The 22,844-nt window shown below is 34.4% G+C and carries 22 protein-coding genes and 1 tRNA gene; 14 read left to right on the top strand and 9 right to left on the bottom strand.

Features of this window, described 5'->3' with window-relative positions; genetic code table 11:
* Positions 1-15 precede the first annotated feature (15 nt).
* On the top strand, positions 16-714 hold the full coding sequence (rnc, locus tag EA652_RS06120; protein WP_006279914.1) for a ribonuclease III: 699 nt from the start codon (positions 16-18) through the stop codon (positions 712-714).
* Positions 715-1,052: 338 nt separating this feature from the next.
* Here rnc and EA652_RS06125 read toward each other — a convergent pair whose 3' ends face one another.
* The 3 genes from EA652_RS06125 to EA652_RS06135 form a co-directional block, all read right to left on the bottom strand.
* Positions 1,053-1,595: a hypothetical protein gene (locus EA652_RS06125; RefSeq protein ID WP_006279913.1), complete on the bottom strand. Its 543-nt coding sequence runs from the start codon at positions 1,593-1,595 to the stop codon at positions 1,053-1,055.
* A gap of 109 nt (positions 1,596-1,704) precedes the next feature.
* Complete coding sequence (locus tag EA652_RS06130) at positions 1,705-2,235, bottom strand: phospholipase D family nuclease (protein WP_007549087.1); 531 nt, start codon at positions 2,233-2,235, stop codon at positions 1,705-1,707.
* 857 nt (positions 2,236-3,092) lie between these two features.
* Positions 3,093-3,917, bottom strand: coding sequence for a hypothetical protein (locus tag EA652_RS06135; protein WP_007549088.1), 825 nt, complete (start codon positions 3,915-3,917; stop codon positions 3,093-3,095).
* A gap of 167 nt (positions 3,918-4,084) precedes the next feature.
* On the opposite strand from EA652_RS06135, the gene EA652_RS06140 reads away from it, so the two are divergent.
* Genes EA652_RS06140 through EA652_RS06155 form a run of 4 tightly spaced genes read left to right on the top strand, consistent with a single transcriptional unit; the run spans position 4,085 to position 6,363 of the window.
* A complete protein-coding gene (locus EA652_RS06140; protein ID WP_012673390.1) occupies positions 4,085-4,723 on the top strand; it encodes an HAD family hydrolase in 639 nt (212 codons plus the stop codon).
* Complete coding sequence (locus EA652_RS06145; RefSeq protein WP_012673391.1) at positions 4,723-5,208, top strand: RDD family protein; 486 nt, start codon at positions 4,723-4,725, stop codon at positions 5,206-5,208. Before EA652_RS06140 ends, EA652_RS06145 begins: the two co-directional genes overlap by 1 nt.
* A gap of 59 nt (positions 5,209-5,267) precedes the next feature.
* Positions 5,268-5,744: a bacterioferritin gene (gene bfr, locus EA652_RS06150; protein ID WP_121721706.1), complete on the top strand. Its 477-nt coding sequence runs from the start codon at positions 5,268-5,270 to the stop codon at positions 5,742-5,744.
* Position 5,745: 1 nt separating this feature from the next.
* Entirely contained in the window at positions 5,746-6,363 is a 618-nt protein-coding gene (locus EA652_RS06155; RefSeq protein WP_006280475.1) for an SURF1 family protein, read from the top strand.
* Between the two features lie 30 nt (positions 6,364-6,393).
* On the opposite strand, the gene EA652_RS06160 is transcribed toward EA652_RS06155, so the two are convergent.
* Positions 6,394-8,112, bottom strand: coding sequence for a monovalent cation:proton antiporter-2 (CPA2) family protein (locus EA652_RS06160; RefSeq protein WP_010963130.1), 1,719 nt, complete (start codon positions 8,110-8,112; stop codon positions 6,394-6,396).
* Between the two features lie 5 nt (positions 8,113-8,117).
* Positions 8,118-8,690, bottom strand: a complete 573-nt coding sequence (locus EA652_RS06165) for a thioredoxin family protein (RefSeq protein ID WP_007548785.1) — start codon at positions 8,688-8,690, stop codon at positions 8,118-8,120.
* Positions 8,691-8,798: 108 nt separating this feature from the next.
* Here EA652_RS06165 and tmk point away from each other — a divergent pair, with 108 nt between their 5' ends.
* Complete coding sequence (tmk, locus tag EA652_RS06170; RefSeq protein WP_015589469.1) at positions 8,799-9,389, top strand: dTMP kinase; 591 nt, start codon at positions 8,799-8,801, stop codon at positions 9,387-9,389.
* Here the strand turns inward: tmk and EA652_RS06175 are convergent.
* The 4 genes from EA652_RS06175 to EA652_RS06190 all read right to left on the bottom strand — a co-directional run bounded on the left by EA652_RS06175 (position 9,382) and on the right by EA652_RS06190 (position 14,015).
* Positions 9,382-10,050, bottom strand: coding sequence for a hypothetical protein (locus tag EA652_RS06175; RefSeq protein WP_007548786.1), 669 nt, complete (start codon positions 10,048-10,050; stop codon positions 9,382-9,384). The genes tmk and EA652_RS06175 overlap by 8 nt on opposite strands.
* 154 nt (positions 10,051-10,204) lie before the next feature.
* Positions 10,205-12,043 (bottom strand): ATP-dependent zinc metalloprotease FtsH, encoded by a 1,839-nt coding sequence (gene ftsH / locus EA652_RS06180; RefSeq protein ID WP_012673393.1) that lies wholly within the window; start codon positions 12,041-12,043, stop codon positions 10,205-10,207.
* Between the two features lie 12 nt (positions 12,044-12,055).
* Positions 12,056-13,351: a tRNA lysidine(34) synthetase TilS gene (gene tilS / locus EA652_RS06185; protein WP_007548788.1), complete on the bottom strand. Its 1,296-nt coding sequence runs from the start codon at positions 13,349-13,351 to the stop codon at positions 12,056-12,058.
* A 184-nt stretch (positions 13,352-13,535) separates the two neighbouring features.
* Positions 13,536-14,015, bottom strand: a complete 480-nt coding sequence (locus tag EA652_RS06190) for an OmpA family protein (RefSeq protein WP_007548789.1) — start codon at positions 14,013-14,015, stop codon at positions 13,536-13,538.
* Positions 14,016-14,290: 275 nt separating this feature from the next.
* Between EA652_RS06190 and EA652_RS06195 the strand changes: the two genes are divergently transcribed.
* From EA652_RS06195 to EA652_RS06230, 8 genes are all read left to right on the top strand, one after another.
* On the top strand, positions 14,291-15,712 hold the full coding sequence (locus EA652_RS06195; protein ID WP_007548790.1) for a gluzincin family metallopeptidase: 1,422 nt from the start codon (positions 14,291-14,293) through the stop codon (positions 15,710-15,712).
* 23 nt (positions 15,713-15,735) lie between these two features.
* Positions 15,736-16,812, top strand: a complete 1,077-nt coding sequence (locus EA652_RS06200; RefSeq protein ID WP_007548791.1) for a rod shape-determining protein — start codon at positions 15,736-15,738, stop codon at positions 16,810-16,812.
* A gap of 316 nt (positions 16,813-17,128) precedes the next feature.
* Positions 17,129-18,241, top strand: a complete 1,113-nt coding sequence (gene mnmA, locus EA652_RS06205; RefSeq protein WP_007548792.1) for a tRNA 2-thiouridine(34) synthase MnmA — start codon at positions 17,129-17,131, stop codon at positions 18,239-18,241.
* A 949-nt stretch (positions 18,242-19,190) separates the two neighbouring features.
* A complete protein-coding gene (locus EA652_RS06215; RefSeq protein WP_012673394.1) occupies positions 19,191-20,414 on the top strand; it encodes a WD1261 family protein in 1,224 nt (407 codons plus the stop codon).
* A gap of 69 nt (positions 20,415-20,483) precedes the next feature.
* Entirely contained in the window at positions 20,484-20,999 is a 516-nt protein-coding gene (ppa, locus tag EA652_RS06220; protein WP_012673395.1) for an inorganic diphosphatase, read from the top strand.
* A gap of 35 nt (positions 21,000-21,034) precedes the next feature.
* Positions 21,035-21,187 carry a hypothetical protein gene (locus EA652_RS07010; protein WP_153801321.1) on the top strand — a complete coding sequence of 51 codons (153 nt, stop codon included), beginning with the start codon at positions 21,035-21,037 and terminating at the stop codon, positions 21,185-21,187.
* 202 nt (positions 21,188-21,389) lie between these two features.
* A tRNA-Ser gene (locus tag EA652_RS06225) sits at positions 21,390-21,480 on the top strand.
* A 184-nt stretch (positions 21,481-21,664) separates the two neighbouring features.
* On the top strand, positions 21,665-22,810 hold the full coding sequence (locus EA652_RS06230; RefSeq protein ID WP_007548451.1) for a SurA N-terminal domain-containing protein: 1,146 nt from the start codon (positions 21,665-21,667) through the stop codon (positions 22,808-22,810).
* The last annotated feature ends 34 nt before the right edge of the window (positions 22,811-22,844 follow it).

The following is a 22,844-nucleotide window of genomic DNA, read 5'->3' on the forward strand; positions in this document are numbered from 1 at the left end:
TTTTAAATAATTGGTATGAAGAGTTTGAATGATGCAATATCTAAGATCATTGATTATAAATTTACAAATTATGCAATATTAGAAGAGGCACTAACTCACCCAAGCGTAAATAAAAGGAATAGCAAAAACCAGATTGTAAGCTACGAAAGACTAGAGTTTTTGGGCGATAGTGTTTTGAATATGGTTGTATCTGCCACACTGTTTAAACTATTTCCTGAAGAAAAAGAAGGAGCATTGGCAAAAAGAAAGACGGATTTAGTTTGTGGCAACACCATTGCTAATGTTGCTAAAGAAATAAAATTAGGCAGCTTTATCATCATGAATAATAGTGAACGCTGCAATGGAGGGAGATGTAACTTAAAAAATTTAGAAAACTCGCTTGAAGCACTAATAGGTGCAATTTATATTGATGGCGGGCTTGAAAATGTTGAAAAATTTATTATCCAATATTGGGAAAAGCTAGCTAAAGGCATGCTTGACCCCCCTCAAGATCCTAAAACCTCACTGCAAGAGTGGACTCAGAAAAACAAATTGCCTTTACCAGAGTATGAGCTTGTAAAACAAACTGGACCAGCGCACAATCCTGAATTTACTATATCAGTTTGCATAGAAGATTATGGTAAAGTTTCTGCATGCGCTTCTAGTAAAAAGATTGCTGAACAAAAAGCTGCTGAGTTGATGCTAGAAAAAATTGGAAAAGACGCTTCAGTTTAGGCAAAATAGGCATTAATGTAAATTTTAAGGAAGCTAATAGCGTTTAGGGTAAATGGTCAATTTAAGGAGAAGCATAGTATTATTCATAAAAAAGTTGATCTACCAAAAATCAAGCCTTATGTAGTGGAATATCAATGGCTGTTGTCGGAGATGCGGAAAAAAAGAAGTAGCAAGTTACCAAAAGGTGTTATGCCAGATACATTTGGTCCAAGAGTTGTTTTGTGAAGTTGACAGAGTCAAGGAGAATGAAAGTTTTAAAAAATAGCATATTTTTTAATTATAAAAATTTGATATTAACTGTTGTTGGTTGATTGAGTAAAAACCAGTGAATGGTCACGTTAAAACATATTTTTAAATTTCTGCCAAAATCCTGGTTTATTATCATTAACCTTTGTAAATGTTATATTTAAACTGTATTTCGGATCATTTGGCACGTCGTATTTTATGCTAAATGTTGAAACTTTATCGTTATTGTAAATATGTACATCATCATATGATAGCTTTGTTGTGTAACACTTTACATACTTTTGCTTATCATGCACTAAATCACCTGACTCCCTTTCTAGTTCCACAAATTTCGTTTTTTTCTGACATTCCTTCATTTTTATTAAATCCTTATCTAGTGATATTGAAACTGGCAACGTATTTCCAGCATATTCTTTAGCTAAAAGTTCACTTTGAGGATACATTTTTATTTCCCTGCCAAAATGTGAGTCTATGAAATTATTACTCCAAAATTTATCGCCAGAATGCACGTACTCATCAGTAGCATACGGCACCCCACCATAATTGCATTGAACTTTGTAATCTCCAACACCGTTGTTTTGAAAAAAATCATGAATAGCAGTGTAGCTACCGGCAGCATCATTTATATAATCCATTACTTTATTCCTTAAATTTTTAGTTCATTATATCATAATCATTATGCCAATCAATCAAAAAAGCTCTCCCTTGCTGTTTTTAAAACTGATTTTGAGCAAGCGCTCTCGATTAGTTGGGAGCGTATTTGTAAGATTGTGACATTCGTGCCTCCCAGTTTTTCACATACTGCTGAATCAATTCAGGATAATCTGTAATAATTAATAAATTTTCAGCATTTCCTTTTTTAGCTGTCTTACTAAGGTTAAATGACCCTGTGATGACTTTTTGATTGTCAATAATCATTATCTTATTATGAGCAATCTTTGGCTTATCATCGATCCAAATTGGTACTCCACCTGAAAATAATTCATTTATAACACTATATTTTGAGTAGAGTTGCGATTTATCTAAGATGACTTTAACATCAACACCGCGTTCTTTAGCATTAATCAAAGATTTTGCAACTGTTCCAAGAGTAAATGTATATTCTTGAACTAAGATAGATTTTTTAGACTGATCTATTACGTTGATTATCGGTACAGCACAATCTTCTCCAGGTGAAAAGCAAACCGTAGCTTTTGGGCAGGGCGAAAATATAAAACCCGCATAGTAATACAGAGAAAAACACATTAACAAGAATAAAAAGTGAAAAAGCCTCACAACAACCCACCCCCGGATATACGGCGATAGGCTACATTATAATTTAATCACCTGTCAATAGACTTCTTGCATAGTTTTTGGCAACAACCGTTAGAAACGAAAAAACTTACTTGACAAACTCCGCCAGCCCCCTTATCATGAAACTGAAGGTATTCAGTTATCTTCATCTGTGCAGATTAAACAGCAAGAAAACAACGTAGTTGGCGTCTTATTTTTAATTTTTTGCACTATGTGCACCTTATGTCTTCACAATATTTCTAGGTTTTTACCTACACAAGCTGAAACGCGCTTATAAGTCGTTTAAGACAGTATAGTACGCCAATTTGCAGGATTAGGGAGTGACAACTAGCTAACACGGGGTTTCTTTTGCCTTTTTTTCTGCTTAGTAAATTTCTTAAACATTTAAACTAAGGTGAGTTGCATTTAAAAGCAGCTAAATTGCAGTGTTTAAGACTTAAAAAACGCCAATGTTCTAAAATAGATATTAGCTGGGGCTTCTTTTGCCTTTTTTTTCGCTTGGTAAATTTCTTAATGTTTATAGCTAACATGAAGCTAAGTACGAACTTTGTTAAATACAACAAATGATGTCATCCCAGTGCTCCTTTTTTTGTCATCCGAGTAGCTGACACTGGGATCTATTTTGCATGTAACTCCAATTGTGTTTTGGCATAAAACGCGACGCGTATTAGACTTATTTGCAAGCAAAGCTTGCTAGATCCAAGTAGTCAGGGCACTGGGATGACATCATAGGGACACTGGGATGACACCCTGACAATCGTCATCCCGCTACTTGTTAGCGGATGAGATACCGCGGCGGTATGACGGTTCGTGGCGGTATAATGAAGCTTGAAAGCGGATCACCTTTCACGACCCGTGTTTACTTCATTCACTTTAGGAGTATTAACAGGCGTTATTGCCGGGTTCTCAAGCTTTGTTGCCTGCTTCAAACCCTCGCTTACACTTTTGTCCTTTAAAATTTCATCAAGCTGCTTACTCTTTTGTTGCTCTTCGTTATTTGACGTATCTCTTTGAGCATCTTCTTTCATGCCACGAGCATTCTCTACATCCTTTTCACCTTCACCTAAAAATTTTTCTAATATTTTCTTAACAAAGCGCTTCAGAAGACTCAAAAACCCTTCTTCTTTTTGATTTTCTTGTGGTTGAGGCGTGTTATCTTTTTTGTCCGGCTCAGTGTTGAGCTTCTCTTTTACAGAACTCTTGCTCACTGAGGGATTAACGGTTTGTGAATCGTGCTCTGATGCTGTTTGCACAGAAGCTTCAGTAGTCTTTTTTTGTGTATTATGTTCAAGGTCTTTAACTGCTGTTGTAGTTTTTCTCGGAGTGTCTTGGAGTTTTTTGTCACTTTTTGGCTCTGCAACTTTTTCACTTGTGAAGATGCCCTTCCCTTTATATTGTTGGTCAAGCTCAGCAATTCTTTCAAAATCTTGACGTACTTTTTCATCTGCACGTCCTTTTTGACTTTCAAATTTCTGACTCAATTCTGCAACATTTTTCATTTTGTTCTCAAGCTCCTTACTTTTCACAGCTTTTAGAGCCTTTGTTCCTTTTGCGATATAATTAACCTTCTTTTCTAATGAGGTACCTTCTGGAAAAGCACCTGGAGAACGTTCAAAAACATCTTTAAACTTTTTTTCAACACTTTCTTTAGATGTCTGGGCCATACCTGTTACCTATTAAAACATATCATATAATCAGTATATTAGCTAATTATATAAAAAACAGTTAACATAACTTGTGGTAAAAAGTGTTTATCAAGGGCGTCCTATTTATATCTTTTTCATTAAAATGCTATTTACTTATTAAGTTAAAATGTATAATTATATAAGAGATGAAAGATAGCTCATTAGCAGTAGTATTCGATTGGGATAATACCTTAGTTGACACTCAAGATAATATTTTTAATGCTATTAAGCATACCATAAACTCAATGGGGTATAGTAATAAAGCTGCTGATAGAAATTCCCATGAGTCGAGAAAGAGCTATATGGTCAGTTTATTTGGCGATCAGTGGAAAAAAGCAAATCAGATATATCAACAATACTTAGATAATGCGCTATTACAAAACATTGCTCTGAATCAAGGAGTAGAGGAAATGTTGCAGACACTGAAAAGCCACAATGTTTATCTAGCAATAGTAAGTAATAAGAAAAATACTAATTTACGTAAAGAAGTTGCCTATTTTAAACTAGATTCTTACTTTGAAAGAGTGGTTGGGTCATGCGATACCGCGGAAGATAAACCATCTGCAACCCCACTGCTATTTGCACTAGAAGAGAGTACGTTGCCTATAAATAGAGAAAATGTGTTTTTCGTTGGTGATAGCATCACAGATGTTCTGTGTGCACAAAATGCCAATTGTTTACCTATTATATACGGTCAATCAATAAGCGGTTATGAAGATTTGTTATGTTTTCAACATTTTGATAAACTTACAGATTTTATAATAAAGTATTTAGAAGATAGGTAATGACAGAGATTGCCAGCATAAAAAGGCGCTTTTGCGCATATTTAGTAGATGTAGCAATTTTATTAATTCCAACTTTATTAATTATACTGCTATTAGAGGATTCTCCGTTGATATTACATCTATCATACATGTGTGTAATTTGTAGTTACTTCACATATTTTATATCTTCAAAGGCCCAAGCAACTCCCGGCCAACAGTTACTGAATATATATACTATCAATTTAGATAATTCTAAAATAGACTTGAATTTAGCGTTTGACAGAAGCACTTCCCAGTTTTTTCTTCCTTTGTTAAACAGTGTAGCAGTTATCCTTACTGAATTTTTGCAAGATCAGGAAGTATTAGTGAATGTCTTGAGTGCATTGAAAGTAATGATAGTGCTGCTCACCCTCTATTGGTATCTAGTTGCTTGCTTCTCTAAGAAAAAACAGACATACCACGACATGCTATTTAATACGGTTGTTATCAAAGGAACTATTAAATGAGTTGCTATAACTATCGTTATCATATAAATTATGCTGATGAATTGAACTAAGGGAAGATTATGAATGAAGAGATAGTAAAACATTTGAACAAATTATTGACCAATGAGCTGACTTCTGTACGCCAGTATCTTTTGCATTTTGCGATTCTCAAAAACAATGGAATTAATAGACTTGCAGAAAAGGTAAAAAATGAGCTTAACGAAGAACTTGAACATGCAAACAAGTTGGCAGAAAGAATTTTGTTATTCAAAGGAGTTCCAAATTTTCAGGATACAAACGAAATATCAAAGCATGATGGAAAGTTTACAAAAGACACAATACGGAAAATCTTAGAAGCTAATTTGAAATTAGAGGGAAAAGGTATTAAGGATATCAAAGAAACGATTTCTATCGATGAGAAAGAAAAAGATTTTGTTAGTGTAATGTTATTAGAAGAGATGTTAAAAAATGAAGAAGAGCACTTCCATTGGATTGAAAAACAGATTGACCTTATTGAACTAATGGGTGTTGAAAACTATTTAAGAACACAAATATAGAGTGTTAAAAAAAATAGTATTTATTTTAATTGTACCTTGCTTGCTCCTTTTTTTATTAGGATTATGGCAAGTATTCAGATTGAACTGGAAGAATAATATTATCAAAAATATGAGTCTTCCAGTTGTTCATCTATTGCCCAATAACGACCTTGAAAAATTTAACTATAGGCATGTCAAGATTGATGGGATTCTAAGTGACATAGAACTATATGTTTTTGCAGGACAACATGGCTATCATGTGTTATCTCCTATGCTACTTACTACTGGAAATTATATGCTAGTGAACAAAGGAATAGTTAAAGAAAAAAAAGAGGAAAGAGCAAAAATTGAAAAAGTAGCTGCAGGTGGAGTTTTATATTGCAATAGCAGTAAAAGCAAAAATTGGTTTATCAAGAACGATACTGCTTCGAATACATGGTTTACCCTGAGTACAGAGGAAATTTCCAATGAGTTAGGTATTAAGCTAGAGAAGTGTATATTGTGGCCGAACAATTTTGGCAGCAAATTAGCTATACAGCCAATGAAGCATTTGGAATATGCAATCACTTGGTTTGCACTTTCCTTAACTTGGTTGATTATGTGCATAATTTACCATAGGCAAAACCTCAATAAAGCTTGAAGCTTTCTGTACATAAAATTAGAGAAGTAGTTATTCATCTTTATCACTACCAAGGTCTTTTAACATACTGTAATTGCCTTTTCTGAATCTACTTTTTAAAGACGTAACTCCACTTTCGCTAATACCACTAAGGCTCAGTGCAGCTCCACCTAGCTGCAATCCTATCTCAGATGTTTCAGGAATAATTTTACTAGCTCCTAGATCTCTATAAACCTCCACATTACTCAGATCTGGTAAGCGTATTACAATATTTACATGCGGAAAATTTGCTGCAACTAAAGAAACAACTTTTTTTATAGTAACTTCATTCTTTATTGAAATAACGAGAGCTTGAGCTCTTTCTATTCCTACCGATTTTAAAATTTCACATCTTGTAACATCTCCAAGATATATAGGAAAACTATCACTTTTTCCTTCTTTGACTATTTTCGATTGAATATCTACAACAACGTAACTTAAATGCTCTGCCGTAAGCATTTTTGTTACCATATATCCCACTCTACCAAATCCAGCAACTATCACATGGTTATAAAGATCTTGTGTATCTGTTTCAACAGCTTCATCATCTAATATTGTTTTCTCAGTGCTAAATGAGTTTGCTATCCAATCTCCAAGCCCTGATAAAAGAGGAGTGAAAGCCATGGTTACTGTAGTTACCATCATAAGTACTTGAGCGATTTCACTTGGTAGCACATTTAGCTCATCTGCTAAGCGAAATAAAATAAACGCAAATTCACCGCCTTGTGAAAGCAGTAACCCAGCTTGTATAGCAGGTGCACTCTTAAACCCAAAAAATCTACACAATATATATATAATAGATGTTTTTAAAACGATAAGGATAATCGATAATAAAGTAATTAGTGGTAACTTATTGAGTAAAAGTTCGGTATTGATGGACATACCAACAGTCATGAAAAATAAGCCAAGAAACAAATCTTTAAATGGCAATACTGCGTGTTCTACTGAGTGTCTATATTCTGTTTCTGCAACTAACAATCCAGCAACAAATGCACCTAATGCTAACGATAAATGGAATTGCTCAGTAATAAATGCTGCTCCTAATACTATTAAAAGCGTTGTTGATATAAAGATCTCATTACTTTCCATTTTAGCAATAACCGAAAATAAAGGTCTAAGCAATAATCTACCAGTTATAAATATCAGCACTAATGCAATAGCTGCTTGCACCAATGAACCTGCCAATGAGCTTATCAGGCTGTGCTCAGAATTGCCAGTAAGTAAAGGTACCAATACTATTAATGGTACCACTGCAAAATCTTGCATTAATAGCACTGCTATCGACAATCTACCAACCTGACTTGCTTGAGAACCTTTTTCTTGCAGAACCTGCAACACTATTGCTGTTGAGGATAGCGCAAGCCCACCACCAATAACTGTTGCTATATTCGTATTCACTCCGAAAGCAAGAGCGATGCACCATATTGCTACCATGGTAACTATAACTTGAAGAGAACCGAACCCAAATACATGAATACGCATAGCGATCAGGCGTTCAAATGTCAATTCAAGGCCTATAATGAATAATAGAAAAACTACACCAAATTCTGCAAGATTATCCATTGCTTCAGCTGAGTGTATCAGATTAAATCCGTGAGAACCAATAACTGCACCTGCAACGAAGTAACCAAGCACTGGACTAATATTCATTTTCCAAAATGCTATGACTATAAACACAGCAGCAGAAAGCAAAATTATAATATCAAACAAATGCTGAGAGCCACTGTGCATGATATTTAACCTGTAGAATTAGACCATTTAATTGAGCAGCCAATACTTGATTTTTGGTCAATTGGAGAATTACCAGTTTCTGCAATAAATTTCATAGCTTGAAATAAGTCACTACTTCCTACTTCATAGCTTTGAACCTTTTCTTTTTTTGCGTCGTTAAAACGTCCACGATAGCAAAGGTTTAAATTGGAATTAAAGCCGAAAAAGTCAGGAGTGCAAACAGCCCCGTATTCTTTAGCTATTTTCTGTGTACTATCAATTAAATATGGAAATGTAAACTTATTTTCCTTGGCAAAATTAATCATATTTTCAAAGGAATCTTCTGGATATTCATTTACATCATTTGGCATTATTGCAATGGTGTTTACCTGATAATCTTTTTTCAATTGATCAACATCGCTTACCAGATTACTAATAATTGACTGAACGTAAGGACAGTGATTGCATATAAACATTACAATAAGACCATTTTTTCCACAACAGTCACTTAATGTATAGTATTTATTGTCTACTCCCAAAAGATTAAAATCTTTTGCAGTAAAACTAAAATCGACTTTAGGAGTATTCAGAGCAACCATAGACTATTATTATACCACATGTAATTTACGGTCTTATTATTTAAATGTCAAACGGTTTCTATGTATACTGTTTGCATATTCTTTTTTAGTATTATAATTATAAAACTTATGTTCATAACTTTCGAAGGAATAGACGGCTCTGGTAAAACAACACAATCTAAGCTACTTGCAAATCATTTTAAGCAAATTCACGGCGAAAATAATGTGGTATTGACTCGAGAACCAGGTGGCACTAACTTTGCAGAAAAGATAAGAGGAGTGTTGTTAACGAATAATATTGATCCTATTTCTGAACTCTTGCTACTTATTTCGATGAGGCGCGAACATATGAAAAAATTAATATTACCAGCTCTTGCAGAAGGAAAAATAGTGATTTGTGATCGGTTTATTGATTCAACTATTGCATACCAAGGATATGGGCTTAGTGTTGATTTAGGGCTAATAAGGGACTTACATAAGTTAGTAGAAATTAAATGTCCAGATATTACATTTATTCTAGATATTGATGTTAAAGTTGGGTTAAATAGAGCAAAAGACAAGAATAAATATGAAGAAATGGATGTTAATTTTTACAATAAGGTCAGAAAAGGATTTCAGGAAATAGCCATAAAAGAGCCCGTTAGGTGCAGTGTTATCACTGGAATTGAAACAAAAAATGATAATCACGTACACAATGAAATTATTGATAAAATCACCTAGCTTGTGATAGAAAATTATCAATTTCAGGTAACATTATTTCATATGAATAACTTTTTGTTTGAGTAGCTAAAAAATCCTGTATTTTGTCTGGATCTTCTTCACTTATCATCTTATATGCCCTTGCGAGGTTCATTAATTCACTTCTATTTTTTTTATTGCTTACTTCAGTAATAGTAAAAAATTGATCAAAATGGTCTAAGAGGTCTTTATTTTTTATTGAAGACACAATATTGTCAATTTCTTTCACATATAATGCAAGTTTGTGTGCTTTACTACGATCTTCAAAACAAAGATTAACAAGCACGTTACGAAACCTATCTTTCGTAGTACTTCTCACTTCTGCTAATAAGGACTTAATATTTTCTTGGCAATGCACTCTCTTTACCGATTCAGCCGGTTCAACCATACCAAGAACATTCTTTACCAAAGATTTTTCTTCACAACTAAATATGAACATGTAATAACCCATCGATAAAGTGAAGAGCAAGAACATAGCCGGAAGTAAAAACGGAGCTAATACATTTTGTGACGCAGGGAAAATAAACCAGGTAACAGTTGCTATTGACACAGTTACAAATAATCCTGATAAACATAATTGTGCTTTTCTTCTATAATTCTGATCAATAACTGTACTTACACCAATAGAAGCTATATCAATCATTACTCACACCTCATTAAACATTAATACTAACTGAATGATAGCATTATTGTGATGAAAATGCAATATTATGAATATTTTAATACAATTTATATTGACAGTTACAATTCTGAATGTTTTATTGCAGCGTTAGCTGATTAGCATTTTTAAGATGAGGTCAACTCTCATAGAGAGAGGATTTTTTTATTTTCTCATTCTTCTCATTTTCCTCTCTAACAATTTTTTTTCCATTTAATATGTCCTTTATTTCATCTCCTGTTAAAGTTTCAAACTCCAGTAGATTTTCGGCAATGAGATCTAAGCCTTTCTTATGCTTGGTCAAAATGTCTTTTGCTTTTTCATAGCAAGAAGATACAACTTTCTTCACTTCTTCATCTATAAGTTTTAACGTATCTTCAGAAATTATCTCAGAACCATGTATGGTTTGTTCGCGATTGTGATAGATCGGGCCTATTTTGTCACTCATTCCCCATTTTGTTACCATAGCGCGTGATAAATCAGATGCTTGTTTTATATCCGAAGATGCACCGCTTGTGACTTTATCGTAGCCAAAAATTAGCTCTTCTGCCACTCTTCCACCCATTGCAACAGTTATATCTGCTAGCATCTTTTCTCTTGTGAGGGACACTCTATCTGTTTCTGGTAGTCTCATAACTAAACCGAGTGCCCTACCGCGTGGAATAATTGTTGCCTTGTGTATAGGATCAGAAGCAGGCATATTAACAGCAATCATCGCATGACCAGCTTCATGGTATGCAGTCAGTCTCTTTTCCTCTTCTGTCATAATGAGAGATCGCCTTTCTACGCCCATCATCACTTTATCACGTGCATATTCGAAATCATCCATGGTAACAATCTTCTTGTTTCTTCTTGCAGCGATAAGTGCAGATTCATTCACCAAATTTGCTAGATCAGCCCCTGAAAAACCTGGTGTTCCTCTTGCAACTGTTTTCACGTTTACATCTGGTGCTATTGATATTTTCTTTATATGAGTATTTAATATCTTTTCACGCCCATTTATATCGGGTAAAGAAATAGTAATCTGTCGGTCAAAACGACCAGGTCTAAGCAGTGCTGGATCTAAGACATCCGGACGGTTAGTCGCAGCAATTATTATTACACCTTCATTAGACTCAAAGCCATCCATCTCAACTAATAACTGATTTAATGTTTGTTCTCTTTCATCATTGCCGCCACCAAGACCAATGCCACGATGTCTACCCACCGCATCTATTTCATCTATAAAAATTATACAAGGAGCATTTTTCTTGCCTTGATCAAACATATCACGAACACGACTTGCACCAACACCCACAAACATTTCAACAAAATCAGATCCAGAAATACTAAAGAATGGCACATTAGCTTCTCCTGCAATTGCACGAGCAAGTAAAGTTTTACCAGTTCCAGGAGAGCCAATCAAAAGGCACCCTTTTGGTATTTTTCCACCTAATATTTGAAATTTTTGCCTTTGTTTAAGAAAATCAACGATCTCTACTAGCTCTTCTTTTGCTTCATCAATTCCGGCAACATCATCAAATGTTACTTTTTTTCCACTAGTCATGAGTCTAGCCCTTGACTTGCCAAAGCTTATAGTTCTGTTGCCCCCCGCTTGTGTTTGTTTAAGAAAGAATAGCAAGAAGCCAATAAAGATAAATGTTGGGACCCATGAGATAAGTAATCCACCAATTACGTTCATGGCAGAATCTCCAGTTGAAAAGGAGAATCTCACTTTTCTATCATGTAAATTTTTTATTAGGTCGCTATATATGACACCGCTTGAATTGAAACTTGAACCGTCCCTGAACTTGCCTTCAATGCTCTGGTTTTTTATGACAATATTTTCTACATCATTGTCTTCTAGTCTAGTTAAAAATTCCGAAAAAGGTATAATTGTTTTACTTTTACCTACATTTCCGCTGAACTGAATATAAGCAACTGAAATAAGAACAATAATTACTAACCAGATCAATAAGCCTTCTAAAAATTTTTTCATTTCTATTTCTAACTAAATACTAATCAAGCTTACCAAATTTTGTTTTATCGTGCTATTAATAATGCATTGAACCTTATCGTCATTGGTATTTTTTCCGTTATAATTTACATCAGGATAAGCAAGCACCTTTCCATCTTTTAGCACTACAGGCAAAGAATAGAAAACTTCAGGGCAGCAGTTGTAATCCTTCAGAAATTCAGGAACTTTTTGTGTTTTTTTTAATGGAGCGATGATAACTGAACACTCTTGATTTCCGAGTATTGTGCAGCTAAATCTGTTATCCCATTGAGTAGGTTCATTTAAAGGTAGGTTTAAGGTAATTTCTTGTATCTTTGACGATTCTCTAATTATCAAGATATTTTCTCCATGTTTTCTTATTTTACACCCAGAAAGTGTACAATTAACATTACTATCCTTTTGCAATATTTTATTAAATATTACGATAAGGCTGTTGTACCTTGGTTTATAATGTTTACTGGCAATTGCCATTATGGAGTAAAGAAGAAGCCTCAAGGCTATTTCCTCTGGCAATTGATAAAACTCACTTAGTTTAATTTCAATATAACCAAGATCATGCACATTAACGCAGTCATTAAACGCAAGGCGTGTGTAGTGCATCAACGCTTTTGCAGCTCTTTTCATATGAAGGGCTGTGAGGCATATTCGCTCTGTTAAAATCTCTTGATTATCACTTGCTTTAAGTAAGTTACGGTATAAAGTTCGCCTGTATTTTAAGTCATAGTTGCTTCTATCTTCGATCCATTTTAACCGATGAAGCTTAGCGTACTTTTCTATTTCACTACGACTAAAATTTAACAATGGCCTAAATATATAAATACCATTTAGGAAAGACTTGTAGTCCATTGATGATAATCCATCTACGCCACTACCTCGCTCTAATCTTAACAAGAACGTTTCTGCTTGATCATCTTTGTGATGAGCAACAAGTAAATATTTAACATTATTATTTTTACACCACTCTGCTAGTAACTTATACCGTGCTTTTCGTGCCTGTAACTGAATATTGCCTTTAATATTTTGCTTCTCCCAATTTAATATGAACGATTCCTTTGCTCCAAGTTCCTTTGCATAACTTACAACAAAATCAGCTTCTTTTTGAGACTCTGGACGTAACCCATGATTTACTGTTAATGCTGTAGGAAGTGAAAGCTTGTTTTTTTTTGCCCAGTTAGTCATTAAGTGCAGTAAGACTATACTATCTACACCACCTGATACTGCAACTGCAACTTGATTGTTATAGAAAGCAAAACTATTAACCACATTTTGAAATAATAACTCTAATTCCATTATGTCTCTTGATGGCCAGACAGGTCAGATCTCTTACGTCATACCGCGACTTATTTGTGGTATATATAGATCCCGCTAACAAGCAACGAAATATGACAAGTTTGTCCTTTTTTGTCTACCCCAGTGCCCTTTCTTTATGTCATCCCAGTGTTTGACACTGGGATCCAGGTTTTAATGCAAGAAACTATTTCTTTATTCCAGAAAATGAAAATTCCACTCTACGATTTTTAGCATGCTCTTTTTCATATTTAGAATTTCTAGAATCATCTTTTACATTAACCAAAGGCTCAGTTTCACCTTTAGAAGCAGTTTTTATTCTGTTTTCTATGTAGGGTGTACAACTAACCATAAATTTTTTAGCTGCATCTGCCCTTCTAGCGCCTAGCGCAAGATTATATTCATGAGAACCACGGTTGTCAGTGTGACCAGTTAAAGTAACCTTCGCGTCAGGGTTATCTTGTAACACCTCCATTACGTCAAGTAATGCATCTGCACTTACTTCAGCAATACTAGATTCATCATAACCAAAGAAAACTCTTTTATTACCTATCTGCTTAACAACAGAATTTATTTTATTTGTTGTATTTGCTCCTTTTTTTGGGCAAGAACTTACACCAGTAAGTAATAAACAAAAACAGCACATTATAACCAGTCTACTCCACATTACTAAACCTCCATAAATTTTAAATAGTGCGTAACTTTAATTTCAGTAGCTAATATCTCTCCATATTGTAATATAGTCAAGAGAAATAAAATACTAAATACTTTTTCTACAACCTTACAATTAATTTTCCTATAATATGCTGGACTCTGAGTAGAAAAATCCAATAAAAGAATAAAAAGTACAATTTTTTATTGTACTTTAAGCAAATATACTTTTAACTTTATTATTAATCTATTACGGTATTAAACAGATGTTTTCTAAAATAATGAACAAATATGCAATCTTATAAGTTTTTAGAGGAAGTATTATATAGGGTAAAGAATATCGAAAATACGCTAAAAGTACTAAACCAAAGCCAATTGAATATAGAGGACAAAGTTGAACAAATGAGTCTTCTAGAAGAAATCAGACATGAAATTATCTCTCATGACGCAATAAAGGAATCATTAGCAGATGCTCTTGGTAACAAAAAAAGTGCAAATACTCAGCAGCTAAAGTTAATAGAGAGAATACATAAAAGCAACAGTGCTGTTCCTATTGATTTAGTAAAGTCTTTATCCAAAGCTAAGGTTGAATGCCAAGATTTATGGAAGCTATCTCATTCTGAAACCAGTAACTTAGAAAAACTAAAAGAACGTTTTACTGATTTAATCACACTCATTCGCGAAGTAGCTTCTATAAAATCGCAGCAATTAAAATGCTCAAAATACGACTCACTGCTTGCTGACTATGACTCTGATATCACAGAAAAGAATATAAGGGAAGTATTCCCCAAGGTAGGCAAATTTTTTAGCGAAAATGTAGATAAAATAATTGAAAAGCAGAAAAAGGATAAGGTTACTAATATACAAAAAGTTGCTACTCAGAAACAGATTGAACTTGGCTCATTATGTTTACAGCAAATGGGTATTGCACTAAATGAGATTCGTACTTCTTATTACTACCCTATAGATTATGATGAATCTGATTTTTGTTATGGTTTATTTTCACTTTTACGGCATAGTGGTTATGCAATTTATCAAAAATGTTTAGCGCAAAATTCTATAAGTAGTCCAATTACGAGACATGTTATGTATGAAACTCAAGGGTTATTCATGGAAAGGATGATTGGAACATCCAGAGAATTTATTGAGTTTATTCAACCACACATAAAAGAGAAATTTGCTATAAAAGGCAAAACTAACGAGAAAGTTAGCAGTGTTGAAAATTTGTACTTGATTTTCAATGAAATAAACCTTTCTTCTTTTTTAAAAAATGCAGATGAATTTAGTCTGTTAGCTCATATTATGTTGAGAACTAGGTTAGAACAAGATATAATAAATGGTACATTGGAAGTCAAAGACCTGCATGATGCGTGGCTGGAAGGTATGAAGCACTATAAAATTCCAGTAAAAGCTGAAAATGAGCTAAACACTTATTTTCAAGATGAATATTGGGCAAGCGGTGTTATGGGCTACTTTCCTATAAAAATTATTGCTTTAATTGCTGCTGTGCAGATTTTCTCTTTCGTTAAAAAGAATCATTACGAATCATTAAGTGCTATAATAAAAGGAGATTTTAGTTTACTTATCAGTTGGTTATCTCAAAATGTATACAGTGCAAAGTGTGGCCTGGAACTGCTAAAAAAAGTAACAGGTAAGGGTTTAGACGTTGAGTGTGTTACTTACTACTTATCTGAAAAGTATAATTTGTCTTAATAAATGGTTTTCTTGAGTTATGTATGAATTTTGTTCGAAAATTAACCGGAAAGTTTTATAGCCTTTTTACTTTCAAAGGTTTGTTTGCTAGCGATATTGCTATAGATCTTGGCACTGCAAACACTTTAGTTTATCAGAAAAATCAGGGAATAGTGCTTGATGAGCCTTCAGTTGTAGCAAGAATAAAAGAAAAAGGAAGCTACGTTCCTTATGCTTTTGGTAAAAAAGCTAAAATGATGCTTGGAAAAACGCCTGGAGAAATAGAGGCGATAAGGCCCTTAAAGGATGGAGTTATTGCTGATTTTAAAAGTGCGGAAGAAATGCTAAAATATTTCATACGCAGTGCAAACACAAAATTCACTGTTAATAAACCTAATATTATCATATGCGTTCCATCTGGATCCACGCCAGTTGAAAGGCGTGCTATACAAGATGCAGCAGAAAGTGCTGGTGCAAATGAAGTATTTTTAATTGAAGAACCAATGGCTGCAGCAATCGGAGCTGGGCTCCCGGTTACTGAACCTGAGGGTTCTATGATCGTTGATATAGGAGGCGGTACAACTGAAGTTGCAATTATTTCTTTAGGCGGAATTGTTTATTCACGTTCTGCCAGAGTAGGTGGCGATATTATGGATGAAGCAATAAAATCATATATTCGTGAAAATCATAAGTTATTAATCGGTGAAACAACCGCTGAGAAAATTAAGAAAAGCATAGGTTCAGCTAGTCTGCCAGGTGAAAATAACAAAGAGGGAATGATAATTAAAGGCAGGGATTTAGTGAGTGGCATGCCAAAAGAAATGCTTTTATCAGAATACCAAGTTGCAGAGAGTTTAATAGAGCCTGTACATCAGATAATTTCTGCTATTAAGACTGCGCTGGAGAGCACTCCACCTGAACTTTCTTCTGATATAGTCGATAGAGGAATAGTTTTATCCGGTGGTGGTGGATTATTACGTAATCTAGGTAAAGTTATCAGTGAAACAACAAAATTACCGGTTCGTGTTGCAGATGACCCACTTTGTTGTGTTGCCTTAGGTAGTGGAAAAGTGCTTGAAAACATGGATTATTTTGGCCATGTTTTATTCAAGCAAGATTAAATTATTTTTGAAGGTAGTTTATTGAATTGTTTTGATGGAATTATGTAATATAAATGAGATCCCAGTGTCATGCACCAAGTAATTTGAAGGCAACTTCTAGCAGAAAAGGGTGTCATCCGAGTAGCTAACACTGGGATCCAGGAAACTTGATTACAAATAAATATGCTGTTTTAATGAATTTGTGTAATAGAAGCTAGATTCCAGTGTCAGCTACTTTCATGACATCATCTACTATGTAAATTGCCCCCAAATCAAAACGTTTGCACAGTTGTATGTTGGAATGACACAAGATTTGCGTTTATAAATTAAGGCGATTATGCTAAAAGAATTTGAAATTGAACCTCTGCTAAAAGATAAAGCTCCGCACCAGATCAAGGCTATTGTTGCAATGTCCGGGGGAGTTGATAGCTCGGTTGCTGCAGCACTGCTACATAACCTTGGGTACCAGGTGATAGGTGTAACTCTTCAGCTATATGGCACTGATGGCAATGCTAACGCAAGAAAGGGTGCATGCTGCGCTGGACAGGATATTTATGACGCTAAGCGTGTAGCTGAAAGTGTTGGCTTTCCTCACTATATTTTAAACTATGAGGAAATATTCAAAAAGGAAGTAATAGAGGATTTTGCGAGTACCTATATGCGTGGGGAAACTCCCATACCATGCGTGAGATGTAACCAAACGGTAAAATTTCGTGATCTATTGCAAGTTACAAAAAATCTTGGTGCGGATGTGCTCGTAACAGGACATTACGTGAGAAGGTTAGAAAAAAATGGTGAGGTAAAGTTGTGCAGAAGTATTGATAAAAGTAAAGATCAAAGTTATTTTTTGTTTGCTACAACTCAAGAGCAGTTAAAGCTTTTGCGATTTCCGCTAGGTGGGTTCTATAAAAGTGATATAAGAAAATTAGCAAAATATTTCAGTTTACAAATTTCTGAAAAGCCAGACAGTCAAGATATATGCTTTGTTTCCGAAAGCTATAGTAAAACAATAGCTAAATTAGCTCCACAATCTGTACAGAAAGGTAAAATAGTGGATGTTAATGGAAAAGTGCTAGGCGAGCACAGTGGCATAGTAAATTTTACAGTGGGGCAAAGAAAGGGCTTGGGTATCGCACACAATGAACCTCTTTATGTGATAAAAATTAATACAGAAAATAATGAGGTTATAGTAGGTCCGATCAACGTATTAATGCAAAAAAAAATATTGATCAAGGAGTTAAATTGGTTAGAACAACCAAAGGAAGGTATGGAAGTAACTGTGAAGCTGAGATCATCACATGCGGGAAGTTTAGCAACAATACATTCAACTGACGAAAAAAATAAAGCCTGTGTCATTTTAAACGACGATTACTTTGGCATCAGTCCAGGTCAAGCCTGCGTGGCATATAAAGGTGAACAAGTTATCGGCGGTGGATGGATATGCTCTTAACTAAAAGCTTTAATGCAGAGTGTAAACATACAATAGACTTCTTGCATAACCATATAACATTGGGAATAGAAACAAAAAAACTTGCTTGACAAACTCCGCCAGCCCCCTTATCATGAAACTGAAGCTATTTATTTATCTTCTCTGTACAGATTAAATGACAAAAAAACTCACGTATCTGGCGTCTCATGTTTAATTTTTTGCACTATGTGCACTCTATGTCTTTATCAAATTTCTGGGTTTTTACCTACACAAGCTGAAATACGCTTATAAAGCATTTAAAACATTAAAAAACGCCAACTTAAAAAATGGATAGTGAATAACTAGCTACCCTAGGGTTTCTTTTGCCTTTTTTTCTGTTTAGTAAATTTCTTAACGTTTATAATTTAGATTAGTTGCGGCTTAAAAGCAGCTAAATCGCGGTTATTAAGTGTTTAGAATAAAAAAACGCCATACTTGAAAGTATAATGTAAGTAATTAGCCAACCACGGGGCTTCTTTTGCCTTTTTTTTCATTTGGTAAATTTCTTAATGTTTGTAGCTAAACGACAACCGTCATCCCGCTGCTTGTTAGCGGCTAAGAGATACCGCGAATGAATCGCGGTATGACGGTTCGCGGCGGCATAAAGATAAGTCTCGTCATCCCGCTGCGTATTAGCGGAATCTCTTGTTAGCGCTGCGGCGGTATGACGGTTCGCGGTGGCATGACGATAAGCCTTGTCATCCCGCTACGTGTTAGCGGGATCTATGTTGAGAGATACCGCGAATGAATCGCGGTATGACGGTGTAGATAGTATCCCGCTGCGTGTTAGCGGGATCTCTTGTTAGTGCCGCGGCGGTATAGCTATACCTTTTTCTACTTAGTTTGGGTTATGCAAGAAGTCTAATAACATTTGTTGCTATTTTGCCATGTATCCCTTATACTATAAAGTAGAACATTATGGGTTTCAGCAATGATAAAAGAAATTGAAGAACTAATAAAAATTGTTGGTAAGGGTAATTTATTAGAGACGTTATTTATTTTTTTAGGTAGCTTTCAACATGCTGACTTAGGTCGTTTTATGGATCACAGAAATCATTTTGGTTTGTCTGAATTCATTAGAAAAAAAGAGGAACCATTAGATAAATATTTTAACTTAAAATTTAGTCTACAAGGGCTGTTTTTAATTTATGCTCAAGCTTATCGAATTCTAAGTGAAAACAATAACCTGAATACTAAAGATGTCATAGATAAAATATATGAAGTTATTAAAGGATCTGAGTTAAATGAATATATAAATGAAGTAGTAGATGGAAGAAAATTAGATTTACTTAACATCTTAGCAAATCCAAAGAGAGAACCAATATTTAAAACAGAAGAAGATTTTGAAAATAAAGTACTCATTGGTCTTAGAAAGTTACTAAGTGAAGGAAATACATTAAACAAATATGACAGAGAATTTGCATTAAATAAGTGCGTTATCAGCAGCTATTATTCCATTCATGACATAAAAGCAGATAAAGATATAGCATTGTTCTTTTCTTTGGGTGGTCACTATAAAGAACTTTCGTCATCTAACAAAACAGTAAAAAGAGAAGTATTAGAGATATGTGAGAATCAGTTAATAGAGAGCTATATAATGTTCTTAGCTGGCAAACTACACATGATCGGATTATCAAGTAGAGATAAATATACAATCGACCATGAGAATGTGGATCGGCAAGAGAAAGCATTGAAAATGGATGGATTAATATATCCTATAAATACAAAAAACACCCTAGAGCAACTGTTAAAAAACCAAAATAGTGATGAATTTGAACAATTAATAACGAGCCCTGATAATATATACTACTCAGTGCTGCAAGAAGAGAATGAATGTAGGCCAAATCCTATCACCAGCAAGAAAAAAGAAAAAGACCATAAAAACACAGTCTGTAAACTTATTTTAGGTATGTTTGTATTATCTGTTGGGTTATACGTTGCTGATTATTTCTTTATGGAGCAAAAATTATTTAATCCAATAAAAGGTGTCCTACCACAGGATAATTTTGTTAATCTAGTAATTGCTGCAGTGCTTACTATCGTAATAGTATATGCCTTATTTCAATTATTGAAACCACCACAGGAACCACCACTTTCAACAGTCAATAAGATGATGAATGAAAATTTAGGACCGCTCCATGCAAAACAAGCTTAGAACTACATAAATGTAGCAACTTAAAAGTACATATTGTATAATGCTTATTCTTAAGTTAAGAGGTAATTTATGGATTTAAGTAAAATAACAGCGGGACCAAATGCGGTGAATGTGGTAATTGAAATAAGTGCGAATGCTGAGCCTGTAAAGTATGAATTTAATAAAGAGTTTGGGTTGTTACAAGTTGACAGATTTTTGTCTACCTCAATGACTTATCCTTGCAATTATGGGTTTATACCAAATACCTGCGCAGGTGATGGTGATCCTGTGGATGTTTTGGTGCTAACTCAATTTCCCTTAGCATCTAGTGTTTTAATATCGGTGCGTCCAATAGGCGCATTACTCACTAAAGATGAAAAAGGAGAAGATGAGAAAATATTAGCTGTGCCTGTTTCCAGTGTTGATAGCTATTATGACAATATAAAGGACTATTCTGACTTATCTAAAAGCCTACTAGATAAAATTACTCATTTCTTTTCTCATTATAAAGATCTAGAAAAGGGAAAAACGGTAGCAGTTGGAGAATGGGTTGGTGTAGAAGAAGCAAAACAAATTGTTGCAAGCTCTATTAAAAGCGGAAATTAGTTTTTGTTGATTTATAGCTAAAGTGGCTCTACGATTTGAAAAATAACAAATTCGTCATTCCGCTACGTGTTAGCGGAATCTATACCGCGCACAACTGCACGAACATTGCAATATGGCACATAGTAAATGATGTCATCCCAGTGCGTGACACTGGGATCCAGACTTTCCGTAAAAACGTTATATTTTAACATAACACTTATATGCTCACCAACTTAGTGCTAATCAAAATCCTGGATCCCAGTGTCTGGGCACTGGGATGACAAGAAAGGGAGCACTGGAATTTTTGTTTCAGCATTAGCCATGCATCTGAACAGATACAAATATTGCAATTAAAAGCATTAGACAGGTGGTAGAGGTCTTGGTATTATATAATCTTTAGGTTCTAAATTTGGAAGGGTGGCCGAGCGGCTGAAGGCGGCGGTTTGCTAAACCGTTATACGACCCAAAAGTCGTATCGAGGGTTCGAATCCCTCTCCTTCCGTATACTGTTTTTAGCACGGTTTAAATTCGCTATATTAGCATGTTTTTAGCCTATTTACCAGCGTACCTGATTTTGTTGCAATGGTTTTTATTTCCATTGTCACTGAGATCACTATTAAAAAGTTGGCTAGCATTGACTCAGTATTTATTATAGAATTGGTTATTAACTAAACAACTTTACTTGTATGTATAAAATACTAATTTTACTGTTGATAGTGTTGCCACTTAGGTTGCTTGCAACCGAGATTGAAATTGTTGCAGATGTAAATGGTGAACCAATTTCAAATTTAGATATCGAAAAACGCATCAACTTTATAAATTCATTGTTTGGCACTCAAAGTGTTAATCAAAAAGAAGCAAAGCCTCAAGTGCTTAGGGAGCTAATAGACGAAATTGTCATTATCAATGAAGCACAGAGGCTGAATATAAAATTGAGCAACGAGGAGTTAGATAATGCTATTATGTTATTTTTAACCCAAAGTTTTAAACTTAAGGCTAATGAAGTTGATCAATACATAGAGAAGCATAATATAGATCTTGGTATTTTAAGAAAACAAATAAAATGTCAGTTACTGTGGAGCAAAATTATTGAAGTAAGAATTGTGCCATTTATTAATATAAGCGATAAAGAAATAAATGATGTAAAAAGGCAAACAGAAAAGCCGAATTATCTTATCACGTTCCAAGAGTTTATAATTCCTGATCAAAAAGACAAGGACGTTTATGGTATAGCTGAAGATTTAGTAAAAAAATTACGCAACAGTAATAACCCAGAATCTCCAATAAAGATGCGTAAAGCAACAGTTAATTTAAGTCAGCTAAAAGGAAAACTCAAGAGCGTTTTAGAAGGATTAGAAACCAGCGACATAGCAGGTCCATTCAGTTTCAGTGAAGGTTACTCCGTTATAAAAGTAATAGATAAAGTACAACTTAATCATGCACTGCTGGAAAGCACTTTAAAATTAAAACAGATTGTGGTTGAAGGTTCAGAAAGTTTATTAGATAATCTCAAGGAGCAAAAAGTTAATTGTTTAAATTTTGATAAATTAGCAGATAATTTTAAGCTGCCAAACGCAAAAGAATTTGAAATAAAAATGCGAGATTTAAATCCTGATTTACAGATTTTATTTAGTAAAACAAGTGTGAATGAAATAGTAGAATTGAGAGAAAATGGCACTGCAAAGTTGATGATGTTGTGTGATATCAAGAGTAATGTAGCGGGTATAGAAGCAATCAAACAGAAAATGTACCAACAAAAGATTATGATACAAAGCAACTTGTTATTAGATGATATGCGTAAAAATGCAGCTATCAGTTATCGGTATAGTTGAAGTCAGAGAGTGTCCTTGTCTCTGTCTTTGTGTG

The sequence above is a fragment of the Wolbachia endosymbiont of Drosophila ananassae genome, from assembly GCF_008033215.1.
Classification (GTDB): Bacteria; Pseudomonadota; Alphaproteobacteria; order Rickettsiales; family Anaplasmataceae; genus Wolbachia; species Wolbachia pipientis.